General features: G+C 68.7%; 16 protein-coding genes. 8 read left to right on the top strand and 8 right to left on the bottom strand.

Annotation, left to right across the window (positions count from 1 at the left end; translation table 11 throughout):
- The first annotated feature begins 201 nt into the window (after positions 1–201).
- The gene (locus U9J23_RS18645) at positions 202–1,221 is read left to right on the top strand and encodes an alpha/beta hydrolase (RefSeq protein WP_085469688.1); all 1,020 of its coding nucleotides are present in this window, start codon (positions 202–204) and stop codon (positions 1,219–1,221) included.
- Between the two features lie 600 nt (positions 1,222–1,821).
- On the opposite strand, the gene U9J23_RS18640 is transcribed toward U9J23_RS18645, so the two are convergent.
- Complete coding sequence (locus tag U9J23_RS18640; protein ID WP_085469687.1) at positions 1,822–2,025, bottom strand: PspC domain-containing protein; 204 nt, start codon at positions 2,023–2,025, stop codon at positions 1,822–1,824.
- A 198-nt stretch (positions 2,026–2,223) separates the two neighbouring features.
- On the opposite strand from U9J23_RS18640, the gene U9J23_RS18635 reads away from it, so the two are divergent.
- The gene (locus tag U9J23_RS18635; RefSeq protein WP_145709010.1) at positions 2,224–3,072 is read left to right on the top strand and encodes an NADPH-dependent oxidoreductase; all 849 of its coding nucleotides are present in this window, start codon (positions 2,224–2,226) and stop codon (positions 3,070–3,072) included.
- 13 nt (positions 3,073–3,085) lie between these two features.
- Here U9J23_RS18635 and U9J23_RS18630 read toward each other — a convergent pair whose 3' ends face one another.
- Positions 3,086–3,427: a hypothetical protein gene (locus tag U9J23_RS18630; protein ID WP_085469686.1), complete on the bottom strand. Its 342-nt coding sequence runs from the start codon at positions 3,425–3,427 to the stop codon at positions 3,086–3,088.
- 192 nt (positions 3,428–3,619) lie between these two features.
- Between U9J23_RS18630 and U9J23_RS18625 the strand changes: the two genes are divergently transcribed.
- Positions 3,620–4,477 (top strand): alpha/beta hydrolase family protein, encoded by an 858-nt coding sequence (locus U9J23_RS18625; protein ID WP_059384303.1) that lies wholly within the window; start codon positions 3,620–3,622, stop codon positions 4,475–4,477.
- Here the strand turns inward: U9J23_RS18625 and U9J23_RS18620 are convergent.
- The 4 genes from U9J23_RS18620 to U9J23_RS18605 are packed head-to-tail and all read right to left on the bottom strand — an operon-like array spanning position 4,463 to position 8,980.
- Positions 4,463–6,292, bottom strand: a complete 1,830-nt coding sequence (locus tag U9J23_RS18620; protein WP_230823156.1) for a bifunctional sugar phosphate isomerase/epimerase/4-hydroxyphenylpyruvate dioxygenase family protein — start codon at positions 6,290–6,292, stop codon at positions 4,463–4,465. The genes U9J23_RS18625 and U9J23_RS18620 overlap by 15 nt on opposite strands.
- Positions 6,292–7,158, bottom strand: a complete 867-nt coding sequence (locus U9J23_RS18615) for a shikimate dehydrogenase (RefSeq protein WP_326599709.1) — start codon at positions 7,156–7,158, stop codon at positions 6,292–6,294. The genes U9J23_RS18620 and U9J23_RS18615 overlap by 1 nt, the downstream gene beginning before the upstream one ends.
- Positions 7,155–7,625: a type II 3-dehydroquinate dehydratase gene (aroQ, locus tag U9J23_RS18610; RefSeq protein WP_088897006.1), complete on the bottom strand. Its 471-nt coding sequence runs from the start codon at positions 7,623–7,625 to the stop codon at positions 7,155–7,157. The genes U9J23_RS18615 and aroQ overlap by 4 nt, the downstream gene beginning before the upstream one ends.
- The gene (locus U9J23_RS18605; RefSeq protein ID WP_326599706.1) at positions 7,622–8,980 is read right to left on the bottom strand and encodes an MFS transporter; all 1,359 of its coding nucleotides are present in this window, start codon (positions 8,978–8,980) and stop codon (positions 7,622–7,624) included. Before U9J23_RS18605 ends, aroQ begins: the two co-directional genes overlap by 4 nt.
- Positions 8,981–9,081: 101 nt before the next feature.
- Between U9J23_RS18605 and U9J23_RS18600 the strand changes: the two genes are divergently transcribed.
- Positions 9,082–10,086, top strand: a complete 1,005-nt coding sequence (locus U9J23_RS18600; RefSeq protein ID WP_059384298.1) for a LacI family DNA-binding transcriptional regulator — start codon at positions 9,082–9,084, stop codon at positions 10,084–10,086.
- Positions 10,087–10,138: 52 nt separating this feature from the next.
- Here the strand turns inward: U9J23_RS18600 and U9J23_RS18595 are convergent, their stop codons facing one another.
- Positions 10,139–12,157, bottom strand: coding sequence for a prolyl oligopeptidase family serine peptidase (locus U9J23_RS18595; protein ID WP_059384297.1), 2,019 nt, complete (start codon positions 12,155–12,157; stop codon positions 10,139–10,141).
- Here U9J23_RS18595 and U9J23_RS18590 point away from each other — a divergent pair.
- Both U9J23_RS18590 and U9J23_RS18585 read left to right on the top strand, forming a co-directional pair.
- Positions 12,156–13,505, top strand: coding sequence for a wax ester/triacylglycerol synthase domain-containing protein (locus U9J23_RS18590; RefSeq protein ID WP_080968415.1), 1,350 nt, complete (start codon positions 12,156–12,158; stop codon positions 13,503–13,505). The two genes, U9J23_RS18595 and U9J23_RS18590, sit on opposite strands and share 2 nt — an antisense overlap.
- Before the next feature lie 30 nt (positions 13,506–13,535).
- A complete protein-coding gene (locus tag U9J23_RS18585; RefSeq protein WP_059384295.1) occupies positions 13,536–14,381 on the top strand; it encodes an SDR family oxidoreductase in 846 nt (281 codons plus the stop codon).
- 43 nt (positions 14,382–14,424) lie between these two features.
- Here U9J23_RS18585 and U9J23_RS18580 read toward each other — a convergent pair whose 3' ends face one another.
- A complete protein-coding gene (locus U9J23_RS18580; RefSeq protein WP_059384294.1) occupies positions 14,425–14,715 on the bottom strand; it encodes a hypothetical protein in 291 nt (96 codons plus the stop codon).
- A 181-nt stretch (positions 14,716–14,896) separates the two neighbouring features.
- Between U9J23_RS18580 and U9J23_RS18575 the strand changes: the two genes are divergently transcribed.
- Positions 14,897–15,805 carry an ABC transporter ATP-binding protein gene (locus U9J23_RS18575; RefSeq protein WP_085469682.1) on the top strand — a complete coding sequence of 303 codons (909 nt, stop codon included), beginning with the start codon at positions 14,897–14,899 and terminating at the stop codon, positions 15,803–15,805.
- Positions 15,802–16,602 (top strand): ABC transporter permease, encoded by an 801-nt coding sequence (locus U9J23_RS18570; RefSeq protein ID WP_095092050.1) that lies wholly within the window; start codon positions 15,802–15,804, stop codon positions 16,600–16,602. The genes U9J23_RS18575 and U9J23_RS18570 overlap by 4 nt, the downstream gene beginning before the upstream one ends.

The following is a 16,602-nucleotide window of genomic DNA, read 5'->3' as shown; positions in this document are numbered from 1 at the left end:
CACTCCGGTGGGGTCGGGCCTCGTGCTCTTCCCCGATCATTCCGGCCTCCCGTACCGAACGATCACATATTCGTTACGAAACGGGCCTCGCGGACGATGAATGTCACGAAAGTGTCACTTCATCCGGTTCCGGAGGTTCGTGCCGATCCGCAACCGGTCCGAGGGGCGCAGACAGACGGATCGACGAGGGGATGGAAGAATATGCGGTCGTCCTGGTTACGGCGGGTACTGCTCACGGTGGCGATGGGAACGTCGATGGTCCTCGCGGCGCCGGGAGGCGCCGTCGCGCAGCCGGCAGAGACCCCCGACGATCGACCGGTGGGGGAGCTGACCTCCGTCGAGCGCGAGAGCGACCGCACCGTCATCGCCAACGTCTACTCGCCGTCGATGGACAAGGTGATTCCCCTCCGGGTCCGGACGCCTGCTGACACGAGTGAACCGCGGCCCACCCTCTACCTGCTCAACGGTTCGGGGGGCGGGCAGGGAATCGCCACCTGGGAGAAGCAGACCGACATCGAGAACTTCTTCTCGGACAAGAACATCAACGTCGTCACGCCGCTCCTCGGCGGCTACAGCTACTACACCGATTGGCGCAACGACGATCCCGCGCTCGGCCGCAACATGTGGACGACCTTCCTGACGCACGAACTCCCGCCGGTCATCGACACGGAGTTCGAGACATCGGGACGCAACGCCATTGCGGGACTGTCGATGTCGGGCACATCGGTGCTCGGCCTCGCCACGGCGGCTCCCGAACTGTACGAGGCGGTCGGGGCGTACAGCGGATGCGCCGAGACGAGCACGCCGCTGGGGCAGTCCTATGTGCAGGCCGTCGTGCGCGTCAAGGGTGGCGACCCCGAGAACATGTGGGGTCCGGTCGGTGATCCGGCCTGGATCGAGAACGATCCCTACCTCCAGGCCGAGAAGCTCCGCGGTATCGACCTCTACATCTCGTCGGGCTCGGGGCTGCCCGGGCAGTACGAGCGGCTCGGGTCGCGGTCGGTGAACAACGACCCGATCGGGCTCGTCGGTCAGATGGTCGTCGGCGGCAGCATCGAGGCGGCAGTCCACCACTGCACACAGCGGATGGCCCAGCGGCTCGAGGAACTCGACATCCCCGCCCGGATCGACCTGCGTCCGGCGGGTACGCACTCCTGGGACTACTGGGAGGACGATCTGCGCAATTCGTGGCCGCTCCTGTCGCAGGCGGTCGGACTGTAGCTCCCGGACACCCACCGGTAATGCCCGATTCGACTCCGGTCGAATCGGGCATTACCGTTCGGTCGGTATTTCACCGATGGATCGGTCGATTCGCCGTAATCGGTCACCGAACGGGATGAACCGGATCGAACGGAAAAATCGAATTCAAACAGAAATAAATGGGTACGGACGTTCCGTTTTCTTTCCTTGACGCTGTGAGCTGCATATTTGTGAGCCCGACCGGGCTTGTTTCCAGGTGTGAATGTCGTCACACCCGTTTTGCGTATTCTGGGGTCGCGCAGGCGCGTCGACTGTGTTGAGAATTGATGCGAGCCCGACGGAATTCCGATCGGATTCCGGGTAGGCGAAAAGCAATCGGACGACACCCGTCCGGTATGTGATCGGACGAAGGAGATTCACATGGAGATCATCGAACTCATCGGCTCTGCCCTCGAACTGCTCGGCGGCACCGAACTGCTCGGTACCCTGCTCGACACCGGCAGCGCTCTGCTGGGCAGCGCCCAGTAAGTAGTTCGGACCGTCGCTGCCGCTCGCAGCGAAGCACGCAACCCTCGGTGGATGTCCACCGAGGGTTGCGTGTTCTCCACGACCGGAGTCCGATCAGTTCTCCGGGACGATCATCCACAGGGCGAGGTAGAGCAACACGGCGGTGCCGCCCGTGACGAAGGCTGCGAGGACTGCGCCGGCACGCACGAGGTTGAGATCGACGTTGAAGTACTCGGCCAGTCCGGCGCACACACCACCGAGCATGCGCTGGGACGAGGAACGGGTGAAGGGACGGGGAGCCTGGTTCTCGAAGTTCATGCATTCATCCTGTCGCCGTGACGGTCCCGGCACATCCGGGAACGGCCCGGATCTTCACCCTGATCTTCGTCTCGGGGTCGACCGGACGAGCCGGCCCGGACGCCGCTGAAATCATGCTGAGGGCAATGCTCGGCGGCCGGGACGCGAGGAGGCAGACTCGACCGTCGGTACTGCCGATCAGAAGGAGATCTCCCCGCCATGACCGACGTCGTCCTCGACGAACAGCTCGCCGCACTGCGCCGCAGGTACGGCACCCGCGCCGCTGAGCAGGTGGCCGGCCGTGGTGGTTCCGGCGCGTGGAACGACGTCATCGCTCTTCAACTGGCGCATCGCTCCGTGCGGAAGTTCCTTCCCGAGGCCGTCTCCGAGAACGATCTGCGCGCAATCGTGGCCGCGGCTTCCTCCGCCGCGAGCTCGAGCAACCTGCAGTTGTGGAGCGTCGTGGCCGTCACCGACCGCGACCGGCTCGCCCGGATCGCGACTCTCGCCGGCAATCAGCCGGCGGTGCGTGACGCTCCGCTCCTGCTCGTGTGGGTGGCCGACCTCGCCCGCGCGGCGCGGGTCGCCGAGCAGCACGACAAGGACCTCGTCAACGTCGACTACGTGGAGTCGGCCCTGCTCGGTGTGGTCGATGCCGCGCTCGCCGCGCAGAACGCGGTGCTCGCTGCGGAATCACTCGGTCTCGGCACCGTCTACATCGGAGCGATCCGCAATCATCCGCGTGACGTGGCCGCAGAACTGGCTCTGCCCGACCACAGTTTCGCTGTGGTCGGGCTGGTGGTGGGCCGTCCCGATCCCGAGGTGGAGGCGGAGGTCAAGCCGCGGTTGGGTCAGGATGTGGTGCTGCATCGCGAGCAGTACTCGACCGAGGAGCGGGATGCCGGCCTCGCCGCCTACGAGGAGGAGATCGCCGGCTTCTACCGCGATCAGGGTCTGGCGGAGAGCTGGGTCGAACGTGTACTCGGGCGCTTCGCGTCGCCCGGTGCGCTCGGGAGCAGGGAGAAGATGCGAGAAGCCCTGCGGGAGCGCGGTTTCGGTCTGGACTGACCGTCAGGACTCGTCAGCGGCACACGACCGTCAGGCCGACCCCGCGCCACACCTGACGTTCGACACGGTCGAACTCGTTGTCGTCACTGTCGTATTCGTACTCGACCTCGGTCCGGTATCCCCGGTCGCGCTGAGCGGTCACGGTGCAGTCGCCGCCGGCGGAACCGGACCGGTTGACGATCGAGTACGGCACACCCTCCGCGGTGAGCACGCCGACCGCGGCCTGCTCGCTCATGCCCACGACACCAGGCTCGGATTGTGCTGCGGCAGTTCCTGTTCCGAGAAACACTGCGGCGGTGCCGAGCGACAGGACGGCGGCGGTCGCGAGACGGGAGCGGGTGGCAAGGGTACGCATGGGTTCCTCCGAAAGGGTGCTGGACCGGACATTTCGATCGTCCGCCGCGACCCGGCCCGAGCACATCCGGGCACGACCCCCATCCCGACCCTGAATTCCGGACTCGGGGTAGCGATGAAATTCGGAGGGCGGTGAAGTTCGGGGGCGGGGAAACCGGCACCCGCCGCGTCCGGATCGGCCTAGTCTGGGCCGGTGGAGACCGTACCGATCCAGCTTCCCGGGGGCACCACGGCCCCGGTGCGCCTCTTCGCGGGACCCGACCACGAACACGAGACACGCCGCGACGCTTCCCGCGCCGTCGTGGTGATCGTGCCAGGGCTCGGCATCCCGGCCGGTTACTACGAGCCGTTCGCGCAGGCGATCACCGACCACGGATTCGACGCGGCGATCTGTGAACTGGCCGGGCAGGGCGACAGCCGTCCGAGACCCGGGCCCGAGAGCACCTACGGCTATCACGAGATCGTCGCGACGCATTTCCCCGCCGTCTTCGAGGTGGTGCGGGAGCGTTTCCCCGATTCGACGCCGTACCTGCTCGGCCACTCCATGGGCGGGCAACTCGGGGTGCTCTACGCCGCGCGCATCCGCGGACGCCTCGGCGGGCTGATCCTCGTCGCCTCGGGCACGCCCTATTACCGCCACCACGGTGGTATCCGCGGACCGGGGCTGTGGCTCGGGGCGACGGCGATGTCGCTGACCGCCGCGGTTGCCGGTTTCTGGCCCGGCGACCGCATCGACGTCGCCGGATTCGGCCGGCAGTCGCGCGTGCTGATCTCCGACTGGGCGCGACTGGCCCGCACCGGCCGGTTCGAACCGGCCGGTGCGGACATCGACTACGAGGAACGGATCGGGCGTCTCACGCTGCCCGTCCTGTCGATCACGATCGAAGGCGACGACCTCACCCCGATCGAGTCGGCGCAGCACCTGCTCGAGAAGCTGCCCGCCGCCGAGGTCGCCCGGTGGCACAACCCGCGGGCACTGGGCCACAACGGATGGATCCGCGACAACGACGACACCGTCGCGAAGATCGTGACCTGGCTACGCGACCGCTGATCCCGCGCGGGCGGCCGCGGCGAGCCGGACGTGGGCGTTGGGGGAGCCGTATCCGGTGTAACCGCCGCGCCGTTCGAGGAGCTCGACCTGGAAGCCACCCTGCACCGGGAGCGAGTACGCGTGCAGGAATTCGCCACCGTCGTCGTTGCGGTCGTAGAGCAACCCGTTGTCCTGCAGGACGACGAGCAGGTCCGGGTCGAGCACGAACCGCGCATCGAGATCGGCATAGTAGTTCGCGGGCGGCCGGAGGAACTCCACCCCGCGCGCACGTGCGTGCCGCACCGAGTCGACGACGTCGGCCGTGGCGAAGGCCAGCTGGGTCACGCCGTGCGGCTGTGGCGCAGCACCGGTATCGGAGACGTTCAGCGCGACCCGCAGGTCGCCCTTCTCCGCGCGCAGAGCGCGGATGCGCAGGCGGCCCTGCGGCTGGATGTACTCCTCCGGGTCCTCCGGCCGCAGTCCGAACAGGGTGCGGAAGAACGACAGCTCCTGGTTCAGGTCGTCCGCCGCGACCGTCACGTCGACGTGGTCGAGACCGAGCCATCCCTCGTCGACAGGTGAGGTGCCCGCGCCGTCGTCGGACACGAAGTCGTTGTGCCAGTCGTCGGGCTGCCCCGGCTCGGCGCTGACGAAGACGTGCAGACCGGAGGGGGAGGTGATGCCCGGCAGGCCTGCTTCGCCCTCCCCTCGGGTGCGGTCGACCGCGGGCCACAGCAGGCTCGCGGCGCGTTCGGCCACCGCGGCGACGTCGGGGGCGACGAGACCCAGCGCGGTCGCGGCGGGGCCCGGCGCGGGCTCCTCGTTGAGGACGATGTTCGCGCCGCCGTTGCGCCACCACACGACGGGCTTGCTGCGGTGCCGGCCGGCGACGTGGAATCCGAGTCCGGTGAGCAGTGCCGGGTAATCGGAGCGGTCGGGGTCGGCGAATTCGACGAACGCCGCGTCGGTCCGCGCCGGAAGCGGCGGTGCGACCGTCACCTTCTCGCGTGCGGGTCCGGTGACCCGCGTACCGAGCCGGTCCTCGAGGAACAGCAGCGACCGCATCGCGTCGCGCGCGGTCACATGCGGATCCGCTTCGCGCACCACGTCGCTGAAGACCTCGAGCGAGAGCGGCCCGTCGTAGCCGGCGTCGAGCACGGCCGCGACCACCCCGGAGACGTCGAGCATGCCCTGCCCCGGGAAGCACCGGAAGTGGCGGCTCCATTCGAGGACGTTCATGTCGAGCACCGGGGCGTCGGCGACCTGCAGGAAGCCGATGCGTTCGCCGGGGATACCGGCCAGGGCGCGTCCGTCGTCGCCGCGTGCGAGCATGTGGAAAGTGTCCACGGCCAGCGTCACGGCCGGGTGGTCGGCGCGTTCGACGAGATTCCACGCCTGCCCGACCCGGTTGACGTGACGTCCCCAGGCGAGGGCCTCGTAGGCGAAGGTGACCCCGTGCGAGGCGGCGAGATCACCGACGGCGCGCAACTGTTCGGCGGACAGTCCCGGATCGTCGATCGCGGTCGGCAGCGCGTTCGAGCACGCCAGGAAGGTCGTCGCGCCGAGCTCGTTCATCACCTCGAGCTTGCGGCGGACACGGTGCAGGACGTCGGGGAACCGCCGCGGGTCGACGCCCTCGATGTCGCGGATCGGCTGGAACAGGTCGATCGACAGACCGAGATCGGCGCAGCGCCTCGCCACCTCGGCGGGTGACAGCGGCGAGGCGATCAGGTCGTTGTCGAAGATCTCGATCCCGTCGAATCCTGCAGCGGCGATCGCGTCGAGTTTGTCGGCGAGAACACCGGAGAGCGAGACGGTGGCGATTCCGCGGCGCATCAGCTGGTCAGCTCCTCGAAGTGTCGGACCATTCGTTCGGCGTCGGGTTCGACGCCCGTGAAGTACTCGAAGGCACCCACGGCCTGGAAGACGGCCATGCCGCCACCGGGCACCACGCGGCATCCGCGGGAGCGGGCGAGGTGGATCAGTTCGGTCTCGAGCGGGAAGTACACGACGTCGGAGACCCACAGGTCCTCGCGGACGAGCTCGGCGGGGACGGGCAGCCCGGGGTGTCCGGTCATGCCCGTCGGGGTCGCGTTGACCAGACCCTGCGCCGAGGCCAGCGCCCCGGCGAGATCGGTGGTCGCGCGGACCCGGTCGTCGCCGAAGCGCTTGGCCAGGCGGGTCGCGCAGGCCTGCGCCTTCTCGACGTCGACGTCGACGATGGACACGTGCGCGGAGCCCTGTTCGAGCAGCGCGTACCCGACGGCCGAACCGGCACCGCCGGCCCCGACCAGCACGGCGCGGTCGGAGACGGCCTGGGGCAGCCGGCGGCGGAACGCGCGTCCCCAGCCGGACCAGTCGGTATTGCGGCCGAGTGCGCGACCGTCGCGGAACACCACGGTGTTGACCGCGCCGAGATCGTGGGCGTCGTCGGACAACTCGTCGAGCAGGGGGATGACGACCTGCTTGAAGGGGTGCGTGATGTTGAGCCCGTCGAAGCCGAAACGCTGTGCCCAGTCGAGCATCTCGGCCAGGTTCTCGGCGCCGTAGCCGAGGCGCTCGGCGTCGACGAGGCGGTAGGTCAGGTTCAGTCCCGAGGCGAAACCCTCGCGTTCCTGCATGGCCGGGGTGAGCGAACCGCCGATCCCGGCGCCGAACAGGCCCAGCAGGAAGGACGTACGTGCGGGCGCTGCGGAGGTCATCGGGAACTTTCCTTCTTCTCGGTGTCGAGTGCGAGTGCGGCCAGGTGACGGACGGCGAAGCCGTATCCGTCGGGGCCGCATCCGGCGATCACGGCCGTCGCGACGGGAGCGACGAACGAGCGGTGCCGGAACTCCTCGCGGGCGTGGACGTTGGTCAGGTGCACTTCCACGATCGGTGCCGCGACGGTGACCAGCGCGTCGTGCAGTGCGACCGAGGTGTGCGTGTAGGCCGCGGCGTTGACCACGAAACCGGCGGCCGATTCGCGGAGTTCGTGGACGGTGTCGATGAGTGCGCCCTCGTGGTTGCTCTGCCGGAAGTCGATGTCGAAGCCCAGGTCGTCGGCGGTGCGACGGCACGACTTCTCGATGTCCGCCAGCGTCGTGGTGCCGTAGAGATGGGGTTCGCGCGTGCCGAGCAGGTTGAGATTGGGCCCGTTGAGGACGGCGATCGTCGGACGGGCGGTCACGATGCGGCTCCGGCGGGGACCGGCGCGGTGTTCCGGTCGTGGGGGCGCAGGCCGATCTCACGGGTGGGGACCTTGTGGGTTCCGGAGGGTCCGGTGGCCACCGCGATCAGCGAGATGGCGACCGCGCCGACGCAGAACAGGGCCACGCGATACCAGTTGTCGGCGTTGCCGTCCATGAGCGACCCGGCGATGGCCGGGGTGAAGCCGGCGAGCGCGAAACCGAACTGGGTACCGATCGCCATGCCCGACAGGCGGACGCTGGTGGGGAAGTACTCGGCGTAGGTGGCGGGCCACACGGCGTTCGGCATGCTGTAGATCACGCCGGCGAGCAGGATGCCGGTGACGAGTACGAGCGGCACGTCGCCCCGCGAGATCGACCACAGGAAGGCCGTCACCATGACGGCGCTGCCGATCAGGCCGGTGACGAAGACCGGCTTGCGGCCGATGCGGTCGGACAGCATGGCCCACATGGGGATGGTGCCGACGGCGATGATGTTGGCGACGATCGCCAGCCACAGCATCGTGGTGTCGCTGATGCCGATGCCGTACTCGTCGGCGGTGGCGAAGTTGAGGGCGAACACCTGGAATGCGGTGTTGACCATGGCGATGAAGGCCGCGAAGAAGACGCGCAGGACACCGGTCCAGTGGTGGCGGAAGAGGACGGCCAGCGGTGCCTTGGGCGCCTCGTCGTGCGCCTTCTCGGCGTGGAACTCGGGGGTCTCGTCGAGGCTGCGGCGGATGAGGAAGCCGATCAGCACGATCACGGCGCTGATCCAGAACGGCACGCGCCAGCCCCACGACTGCAGTTGCTCCTCGGAGAGCAGGGCGATCACCGGCAGGAACATCAGCGGTGCGAGCACCTGCCCGCCCTGCGTGCCGCTCAGCGTCCAGCTGGTGAAGAAACCGCGCTTGTCGTCGGGGGCGTGTTCGAACGACATCGAGTTCGCGCCGGCCTGCTCACCAGCGGCCGACAGGCCCTGGAGGAGTCTCAAGGTGACCAGCAGGATCGGCGCGAGCATGCCGACCTGCCCGTAGGTCGGCAGGCAGCCGATGAGGAAGGTCGAGACACCCATGAGCAGCAGCGTGCCCACGAGGATCAGCTTGCGGCCGAAACGGTCGCCGATGTGGCCCATCAGGATGGAACCGAAGGGACGCGCGACGTAGGCGACGCCGAAGGTGGCGAGCGACGCGACGGTCGCGACCGCCTGGTTGCCCTCGGGGAAGAAGATCTTCGGGAAGACGAGCGCAGCGGCGGTGCCGTAGATCGCCAGGTCGTAGTACTCCAGTGCGCTGCCGCTCCACGCGGCGAGCGCCGCCTTGCGGGGCGTGCGCTGCACCGTGGTGTTTTCAGTCATCGGATGCCTCGGGGGGTGGGTCTTCAGTATCGGATACACGGACGTTATGGGTGTGGCGCAGCCCACGGCAATCGTTTGCCATTTTTTGCCATACTGTCCGTATGTCGGCCTCTCCGCGTTCCCGGAAACGCGCCACCATCACCGATGTGGCCCGCGAGGCAGGGGTGGCGGCGTCCACGGTCTCGCGCACGTTCACCAACCCCGGCCGCGTCAACGCCGCCACCCGCGACCACGTCCTCGAGGTCGCCGACCGGCTCGGCTACGCCCCCAACCCCGCGGCCCGAGCCCTCGAATCGGGACGCACCAACACCCTGGCGCTGCTCGTCCCCGACATCACGAACCCCTTCTTCTCGGGCGTGATCAAAGGGGCCGAACGCGCCGCCGTCGCCTCCGGCCGGACCCTCGTCCTCGCCGACACCCAGGAGAGCGCGGCCACCGAAGCGCACATCATCCGGCGGTTGGGGCCGGCCGTCGACGGCTTCGTCCTGGCGGCCGCCCGCATGCCCGACGACGAACTGCGGCGCATCGCCGACCTCGACGCCGTCACTCTCGTGAATCGCGCGATCCGCGGAATCTCCTGCGTCGTCGCCGATTACGAGGCCGGCACGCGGCAGATCGTCGACCACCTCGCGTCGCTCGGGCACCGCTCGTTGTTGTTCCTCGGCGGTCCGCCCGAGTCGTGGTCGGGAGCACGGCGCTGGGCCGGTCTGCAGGCCGCGGCGCAGGCCCACGACATCGCGGTGCGTCGCTTCGGCCCCTACTCACCGACGCTCGGTGGCGGTGCCGCCGCAGCCGACGCCGCCGTGGCCGCCGGTGCCACCGCGGTGGTGTGCCACAACGACATGCTCGCCATCGGGGTGCTGCGCCGGATGCGGGAACGCGGGGTGTCCGTGCCGGAGCACGTGAGCGTGGTCGGGTTCGACAACATCTTCGGCTCCGACCTGTGCCAGCCGTCGCTCACGACGCTCGCCGAACGCACCGAGGACGCCGGGGCGCGCGCCATCGAGATGCTCGCCCGACAGGCCTACGAGCGGGTCGTGGTGGCCGACGAACTCGTGCTCCCGACGCAGCTCGTCGTCCGCGAGTCCACCGGACCGGCGAGATGAGGGAGGTCGTGTGCGTGTTCATTGTCGAAAACGCACACAACCTCCCCGAAGTTCACCGGTTCGTGAGCTTGTCGGCCAGGAAGGTGAACGTGAGAGCAGACTTGAACGCCGCCTGCGCGTTGTCGGCCGCGCCGCCGTGGCCGCCCTCGATGTTCTCGTAGTACCAGACCTCGTGACCCTGCTCCTCGAGTCGCGCCACCATCTTCCGCGCATGGCCGGGATGCACCCGGTCGTCGCGCGTCGACGTGGTGACGAGGATCGGCGGGTAGTCGGCATCCGGATCGGTGTTCTGGTACGGCGAGTACTTCGACAGGAACTCCCACTCCGCGGGGTTGTCGGGATCGCCGTACTCGGCCATCCACGACGCACCGGCGAGCAGCAGGTGGTAGCGCTTCATGTCGAGCAGCGGCACCTGGCACACGATCGCCCCGAACAGTTCGGGACAGCGGGTGAGCATCACGCCCATGAGCAGACCGCCGTTGCTGCCGCCCTGGGCGCCGAGCTGCTCGGCCGTCGTGATCCCGCGCGCGACGAGATCCTTCGCGACCGCGGCGAAGTCCTCGAAGACCTTGTGCCGGTTCTCCTTCAGGGCCTGAGTGTGCCAGGTGGGCCCGTACTCGCCGCCACCGCGGATGTTGGCGATGACGTAGGTGTAACCCTTCTCGAGCCACGCCCGCCCGACGCCGCCGCTGTAGGCCGGCACCATCGAGTTCTCGAATCCGCCGTATCCGTACAGCAGTGTGGGCGAAGGGGTTCCGGTGTTGCTACCCACCACGAAGTAGGGCACCTGCGTGCCGTCGTCGGACGTCGCGAAGAACTGCTCGACGGTGATGCCCTCGGCGTCGAAGAACGACGGGGCCTGCTTGATCGCCTCAACCGGACCGCCGACCGTCCCCGACAGCAGGGTCGCGGGGATCGTGAAACCACTCGAGTTGAGGAAGAAGTCGTCGCCGTTGAGCGGATCGACGTCGATGATCGAGGTCGACGTGGCATCGGGGACGCCGGGCAGCTCCTCGTCCGACCAGCCGTCCTCGCCCGGCGTGAGTACCCGCACGCGGGTCTGCACATCGCGCAGTGTGACGACGAGCAGATGGTTCTGCGTCCACGCGTACTGCTCGAGCGAGGTGTGGTCGTCGGGACCGAACAGCACCGTCACCTCGCGCGACCCGGCGAGGAAGGCCGGATAGTTCGCGGCCAGCAGGGTGCCGGCGGGATGACCGAGCCATTCGGAGCGGGTGCGCACGAGCAGGTGGTCGCGGTACACGCTCACCCGCGCGTCGTCGGGAACGTCGAGTTCGACGAGTTCGCCGTCCGCGGTGAGTTCGAAACGCTGCGCCCGGTAGAAGTCGATCGCGCGGTCGACGAAGCTGCGTTCGTAACCGGGGGTGTTGTCGTACCAGGCGGAGACGGCGACATCGGTGCGCTCACCTTCGAAGACCGTCTCGGCCTCCTCGATCGGGGTGCCGCGCCGCCACTTCTTCGCGAGTCGCGGATAACCCGAGTCGGTGAGCGAGCCGTCGCCGAAATCGCTTCCCACGTAGACGGTGTCGGCGTCGATCCACCCGATGTCCGTCTTCGCCTCGGACAGTTCGAAACTGTCCGGGCCAGAGACGAATCGCCGCTCGACGAGGTCGAACTCGCGGATCACGCTCGCGTCGGCACCACCGCGCGACAGGCTGATGAGCGCACGGGTCTGGTCGGGCCGCAGCACCTGGGCGCCCGACCACACCCAGTTCTCGCCCTCCTCCTCGGCGACGGCGTCGAGGTCGACGAGGACGTCCCATTCGGGTTCGTCGCGCAGGTACTGCTCCATCGTCGTGCGACGCCACAGGCCGCGCACGTGCTCGGCGTCCCGCCAGTAGTTGTAGAGGTACTCGCCCCGCCGACGCGCATAGGGGATGCGGGCGTCGGTGTCGAGGATCTCGCGGATGCGGGATTCGAGGTCGGTGAAGCTCTCGGTGCGGGTGTACTCCTCGACCGTTCGGTCGTTCCGGGCACGCACCCAGTCGAGTTGTTCCTCGCCGGTGACGTCCTCGAGCCACAGGTACGGATCGGTCGTGTCGTCGCTCATGACCCATTCATACCCGCCCCGCACGTGCCACGGGCGGCAGGCAGACTGTGACCTCGTGCAGATGCATCCGTCGGACGCGCGCCGGGAATGGCTCGGCGACCGCATCCCGGGCGACCTGTTCGCCCTCTACTGTTTCGACGCCCCCGCGGCTCCGGTCGCCGACGTGCTCGACGAGCTGCGCTCGCGTGCGGAGGTGATGGGGGAGCTGCAGGTACGGATGGTCGAGGTGCCCGCGGGTCTCGACTATCCCTATTGGGCAGCGCACACCCCTGCAGCGCACACGTCTGCAGAGGACCGGTTCGTCGTCCACGGATCCGGTAGCTACGGCGACCTGCTCGACACGCTGTCCGGACTCGTCGCGACCCGCGTCGACGTCACCGTCTCGCCGTGGCGACTGCACGTCTTCCCGCATGTCACGGGTGCTCCGCGCGGGAACGGTCCCGCCCTCCTCGTCGTCCTGCAGATGTCGCACGCCTTCGCCGACGGGGTGCGCACCTCCGCGCTCGCCCGCGACCTGCTGGCGGGCACCGCGACACCCACCACACCGCCGCGTGCCCCCTCGCCGGCCGGGATGCTCACACGTGCCGTCCTGCGGCTGCCGTTCTCGATTCCGCGGGTGATCGCCGACGGACGGCGGGCGGTGGAGGCGGCGCGACAGCTCGCCGACCCGTCGGTGCCGCAACCCACCCCGGGGAGACCGCTGGTCGCCGTGAACACCGCACCCGGGCCGCGGCGGACGGTCCGCACACTCGTGTTCGACTCCGCCGACCTGCGCAGCGTCGGCACGGTTACCGTCGGCGCGCTCACGGCCATCGGCGCCGCCCTGTCGCAGTTCCTCGGCGTCGACGAACTGTCCGCCGAGGTGCCGGTTGCGGTGGCGCCGGGCACGGCCCGCAACAGCTACCGCAACGTCGGCGTCGACCTGCACTGCGCGATCCGCGACCCGCACGAACGTGCCGCAGCGATCGCCGCCGACCTGGCGTTGCAACGGATCCGTGCGCGGCACCCCGCCATGGCGATCCGGGCCCGCACCGACGACCACGTCCCCGCACCGTTGCTGCGGTTCGGTACCGACCGACTCGACCTGTCCGTCGTCCCACCCACCGTCACGGGCAACACCGTCGTGTCGAGCGTCCACCGAGGGCCGGCCGACCTGGAACTCGGTGGCGGACGGGTGCGGTTCACCTCCGGCTTCCCGGGCCTGTCGCCCGTGCAGGCGCTCACCCACGGCGTGCACGGGATCGGCGACACCGTGACCCTGTCGGTGACGACCTCCCCGGATGTCCTCGACGCGGCAGGTCTCGCTCGGTACGTCGCCCTGCTGCACGAGGCGGTCGCCTCGCTGTAACGTGCCCCGAATCCAACGATGGAGGGGCACATGGCGGTATATGCGGTGACGGGTGCCGCGTCGGGAATGGGCCGGGCGAGCGCGGAGCGGTTGCGGGCCGCCGGGCACACGGTGATCGGCATCGATCTGAAGGACACCGAGGTCACGGCGGACCTGTCCACCTTGGAAGGCCGCTCCCACGCGATCCGGGCGACGCTCGAGCTGGCGGGCAGCCGTCTCGACGGTGCCGTGCTCGCCGCGGGCCTGGGCCCCACCCCGGGCAAGGAGAAGCTCATCGCGCAGGTCAACGTGCGGGGCGTGATCGACCTGCTCGTCGATTGGCGACCGGCTCTGGCCGCCTCCGCGAACAGCAAGGTCGTGGTGTTCGGGTCGAATTCGACGACCACGACGCCCGGCGTGCCGAACTCGGCGGTGAAGGCATTCCTCGCCGGCGACATGGACAAGGGCGTCGCGCGCACCACGCGCATCCCGCAGGCAGGCCCGCCGTTCACCTACGCGGCATCGAAGATCGCCGTGACCCGATGGGCGCGCCGCGCCGCGGTCACCCCCGAATGGGCGGGTGCCGGCATCCGCCTCAACGTCCTCGCACCGGGAGCGATCTCCACCCCGCTGCTCGACGCGCAGCTCGAGAGCCCGCTCAAGAAGGCGGTCGAGAGCTTCCCCGTTCCGCTCGGGGGCTTCGGGAAGCCCGACGAGATCGCGCAGTGGGTCGAGTTCATGCTGTCCTCGGCCGCGGACTTCATGACGGGCAGCGTCGTGGTGGTCGACGGCGGCACCGAGGCGTACTTCCGCCCCGACGACTGGCCGGTGCGGGTCCCGTTCCGGTCGATCCCGGGCTACCTGCTCGGCATGCGGAGGTTCGGGCGCCGGAAGTGACGTGAGGGTCCGCGCCGGGGCGGACCCTCACCGGCCCGTCACATCAGGCGAAGTAGTCGCCGAAGCCGTAGATCGCGTCGAACGCACTGGTGGGCAACACGTCCACCGCGTTCACGCGGTACGACGGGTACGAGGTCTGCATCAGGTCGCGCACGAACCGCAGCGCGTGGATCGCATCGACGGCGTCGACGGTGATGACGAGCTGGGCGCGGCCGTTGTCGCTGCGTCCCACCGCCCCGTGGTGCGGGACGATCGGTTCGATGAGCTCGACGGTCTCGTCGTCGGTCAGGCGATCGAGGTCGGCGTCGATCTCGATCATCGCGTTGTATTCCATGTGGGTTCTCCCGTGTCGAACACCCGAGCGGCCTCGCGCCGCGCGGGTTGATCTCGACGGGGAACACGCACGGCGACATCATGCCCGACCCGGATGACCCTCGCCATCATCCGATCGGGGGACATCCGATCGAGACGGACGGACGATGTGCGGGACCGGAACTCCGCGCGACGCTCGATGCATGCCGATCGTCGAAGTGAGCAATCTGCACAAGTCGTACGGAGGTCGCGCCGTCGTGGACGGCGTGAGCTTCGAGATCCACGAAGGTGAGATCTTCGGGATCCTCGGTCCGAACGGCGCCGGGAAGACGACCTCCGTCGAACACATCTCGGGTCTGCGAAAACCCGACGAGGGCACCGTCCGCGTCGCCGGCCTCGACCCGGTCCGCGACCACCGGGCCGTCACCGAACTGCTCGGCACGCAGTTGCAGCAAAGCGAGCTGCAGCCGAAACTGACCGTGCGCGAGGCCCTCCGGTTGTACACGGCCTTCTACGCCCGACCCGCGGACGGCGATGTGCTCGCCGAACGCCTCGGGCTCGGCCGCATGCTCGACACCCGGTTCACGAAACTGTCCGGGGGCCAGAAACAGCGGTTGTTCATCGCACTGGCACTCATCGGTTCACCGCGCGTCGTCGTCCTCGACGAACTCACCACCGGACTCGACCCGCGTGGGCGCCGTGACACCTGGGAACTGATCGAGGAGGTGCGTGATTCCGGCGTCACCGTCCTGCTCGTCACCCACTTCATGGAAGAGGCACAACGCCTCTGCGACCGTGTCGCGGTCTTCGATTCCGGGCGCATCCGTGCGCTGGGGACGCCGGCCCAGCTGATCGGGCAGTCGTCCGCAGCGATCGTGGTCTCGTTCCACCCGTCCGGTCCGCTCGACCCCGCGCTCCTCGAAGCCCAGCCCGGCGTCGTCTCCGTGCACACCGCCCGGGAACGGGTGGCCGTCGAAGGCAGCGAGGAGTCGATCCACGCGGTACTCGGCCTGTTGGCACGCCTCGGCGTCACGGCCGAACGCCTCCGCATCGCCGAAGCGACCCTCGACGACGCCTACCTCGATCTCACCGACACCAGGAGCACGTCATGACCGACCCGACCGTCCGCACCAGGCTCGTCGAGACGTCGACGACGGGCACCCCGGCGATGTCCGCATCGACCGCCGTTCTGCGTACCGAGGCACGACTGTTCACGCGGGAACCCGGGGCGCTCTTCTGGATCCTCGTCTTCCCCACGTTGTTGCTCGTGATCCTCGGCATGATTCCCGGTTTCCGGGAACCGGATCCGGACCTCGGTGGTCTGCGGGTGATCGATCTGTACGTCCCCGTGGCGATCCTCCTCGCGATGATCGTGGCCGGTGTCCAGACGATGCCCGCGGTGTTGTCGTCGTACCGAGAACGGGGCATCCTCCGCAGGCTCGCCGTGACCCCGGCGAGTCCGTCGCACCTGCTGACCGCACAGATCGTGGTGCACGCGATCGCGGTCCTGGCGTCGGTGGTCCTCGCACTGATCGTCGGTCGGGCGGCCTTCGGAGTCGCCTTCCCCGCCCAGCCGTGGGGATACGCACTCGCGGTACTCGTCACTCTCGCTGCGGCACTGAGCGCGGGAGCGACACTGGCTGCGGTGGCACCGTCCGTGCGGATCGCCCAGACGCTGGGCACGATCGTGTTCTTCCCGTTGATGTTCAGTGCAGGCGTATGGCTTCCGGTGCAGGCGATGCCCGAGCTGCTGCGACGGATCGTGGAGCTGACACCCTTCGGTGCCGCAGCGCAACTGCTCGACGAGACCGCCGCGGGCGGCCTGCCGAACCTCGGTGGCATCGCGGTCGTGGTGGGTTGGACCGTCGTCCTGACCGGCGTGGCGATCCGGTGGTTCCGTTGGCAGTGA

Source organism: Rhodococcus sp. PD04 (assembly GCF_035918275.1).
GTDB classification, from domain to species: Bacteria; Actinomycetota; Actinomycetes; order Mycobacteriales; family Mycobacteriaceae; genus Rhodococcus; species Rhodococcus rhodochrous.
The sequence above is the reverse complement of the archived record's forward strand: the minus strand, read 5'-3'. Positions and strand labels throughout refer to the sequence as shown.

Bases quoted from the DNA above. Each gene is read 5' to 3' on its own strand.
- U9J23_RS18635 (WP_145709010.1), top strand. From the start codon at position 2,224: ATGACCGACGTCGTCCTCGACGAACAGCTCGCCGCACTGCGCCGCAGG.
- U9J23_RS18585 (WP_059384295.1), top strand. From the start codon at position 13,536: ATGGCGGTATATGCGGTGACGGGTGCCGCGTCGGGAATGGGCCGGGCG.
- U9J23_RS18590 (WP_080968415.1), top strand. From the start codon at position 12,156: ATGACCCATTCATACCCGCCCCGCACGTGCCACGGGCGGCAGGCAGAC.
- U9J23_RS18600 (WP_059384298.1), top strand. From the start codon at position 9,082: ATGTCGGCCTCTCCGCGTTCCCGGAAACGCGCCACCATCACCGATGTG.
- U9J23_RS18640 (WP_085469687.1), bottom strand. From the start codon at position 2,025: ATGAACTTCGAGAACCAGGCTCCCCGTCCCTTCACCCGTTCCTCGTCC.
- U9J23_RS18570 (WP_095092050.1), top strand. From the start codon at position 15,802: ATGACCGACCCGACCGTCCGCACCAGGCTCGTCGAGACGTCGACGACG.
- U9J23_RS18605 (WP_326599706.1), bottom strand. From the start codon at position 8,980: ATGACTGAAAACACCACGGTGCAGCGCACGCCCCGCAAGGCGGCGCTC.
- U9J23_RS18630 (WP_085469686.1), bottom strand. From the start codon at position 3,427: ATGCGTACCCTTGCCACCCGCTCCCGTCTCGCGACCGCCGCCGTCCTG.
- U9J23_RS18575 (WP_085469682.1), top strand. From the start codon at position 14,897: ATGCCGATCGTCGAAGTGAGCAATCTGCACAAGTCGTACGGAGGTCGC.
- U9J23_RS18620 (WP_230823156.1), bottom strand. From the start codon at position 6,292: ATGCGCCGCGGAATCGCCACCGTCTCGCTCTCCGGTGTTCTCGCCGAC.
- U9J23_RS18645 (WP_085469688.1), top strand. From the start codon at position 202: ATGCGGTCGTCCTGGTTACGGCGGGTACTGCTCACGGTGGCGATGGGA.
- U9J23_RS18595 (WP_059384297.1), bottom strand. From the start codon at position 12,157: ATGAGCGACGACACGACCGATCCGTACCTGTGGCTCGAGGACGTCACC.
- U9J23_RS18615 (WP_326599709.1), bottom strand. From the start codon at position 7,158: ATGACCTCCGCAGCGCCCGCACGTACGTCCTTCCTGCTGGGCCTGTTC.
- U9J23_RS18580 (WP_059384294.1), bottom strand. From the start codon at position 14,715: ATGGAATACAACGCGATGATCGAGATCGACGCCGACCTCGATCGCCTG.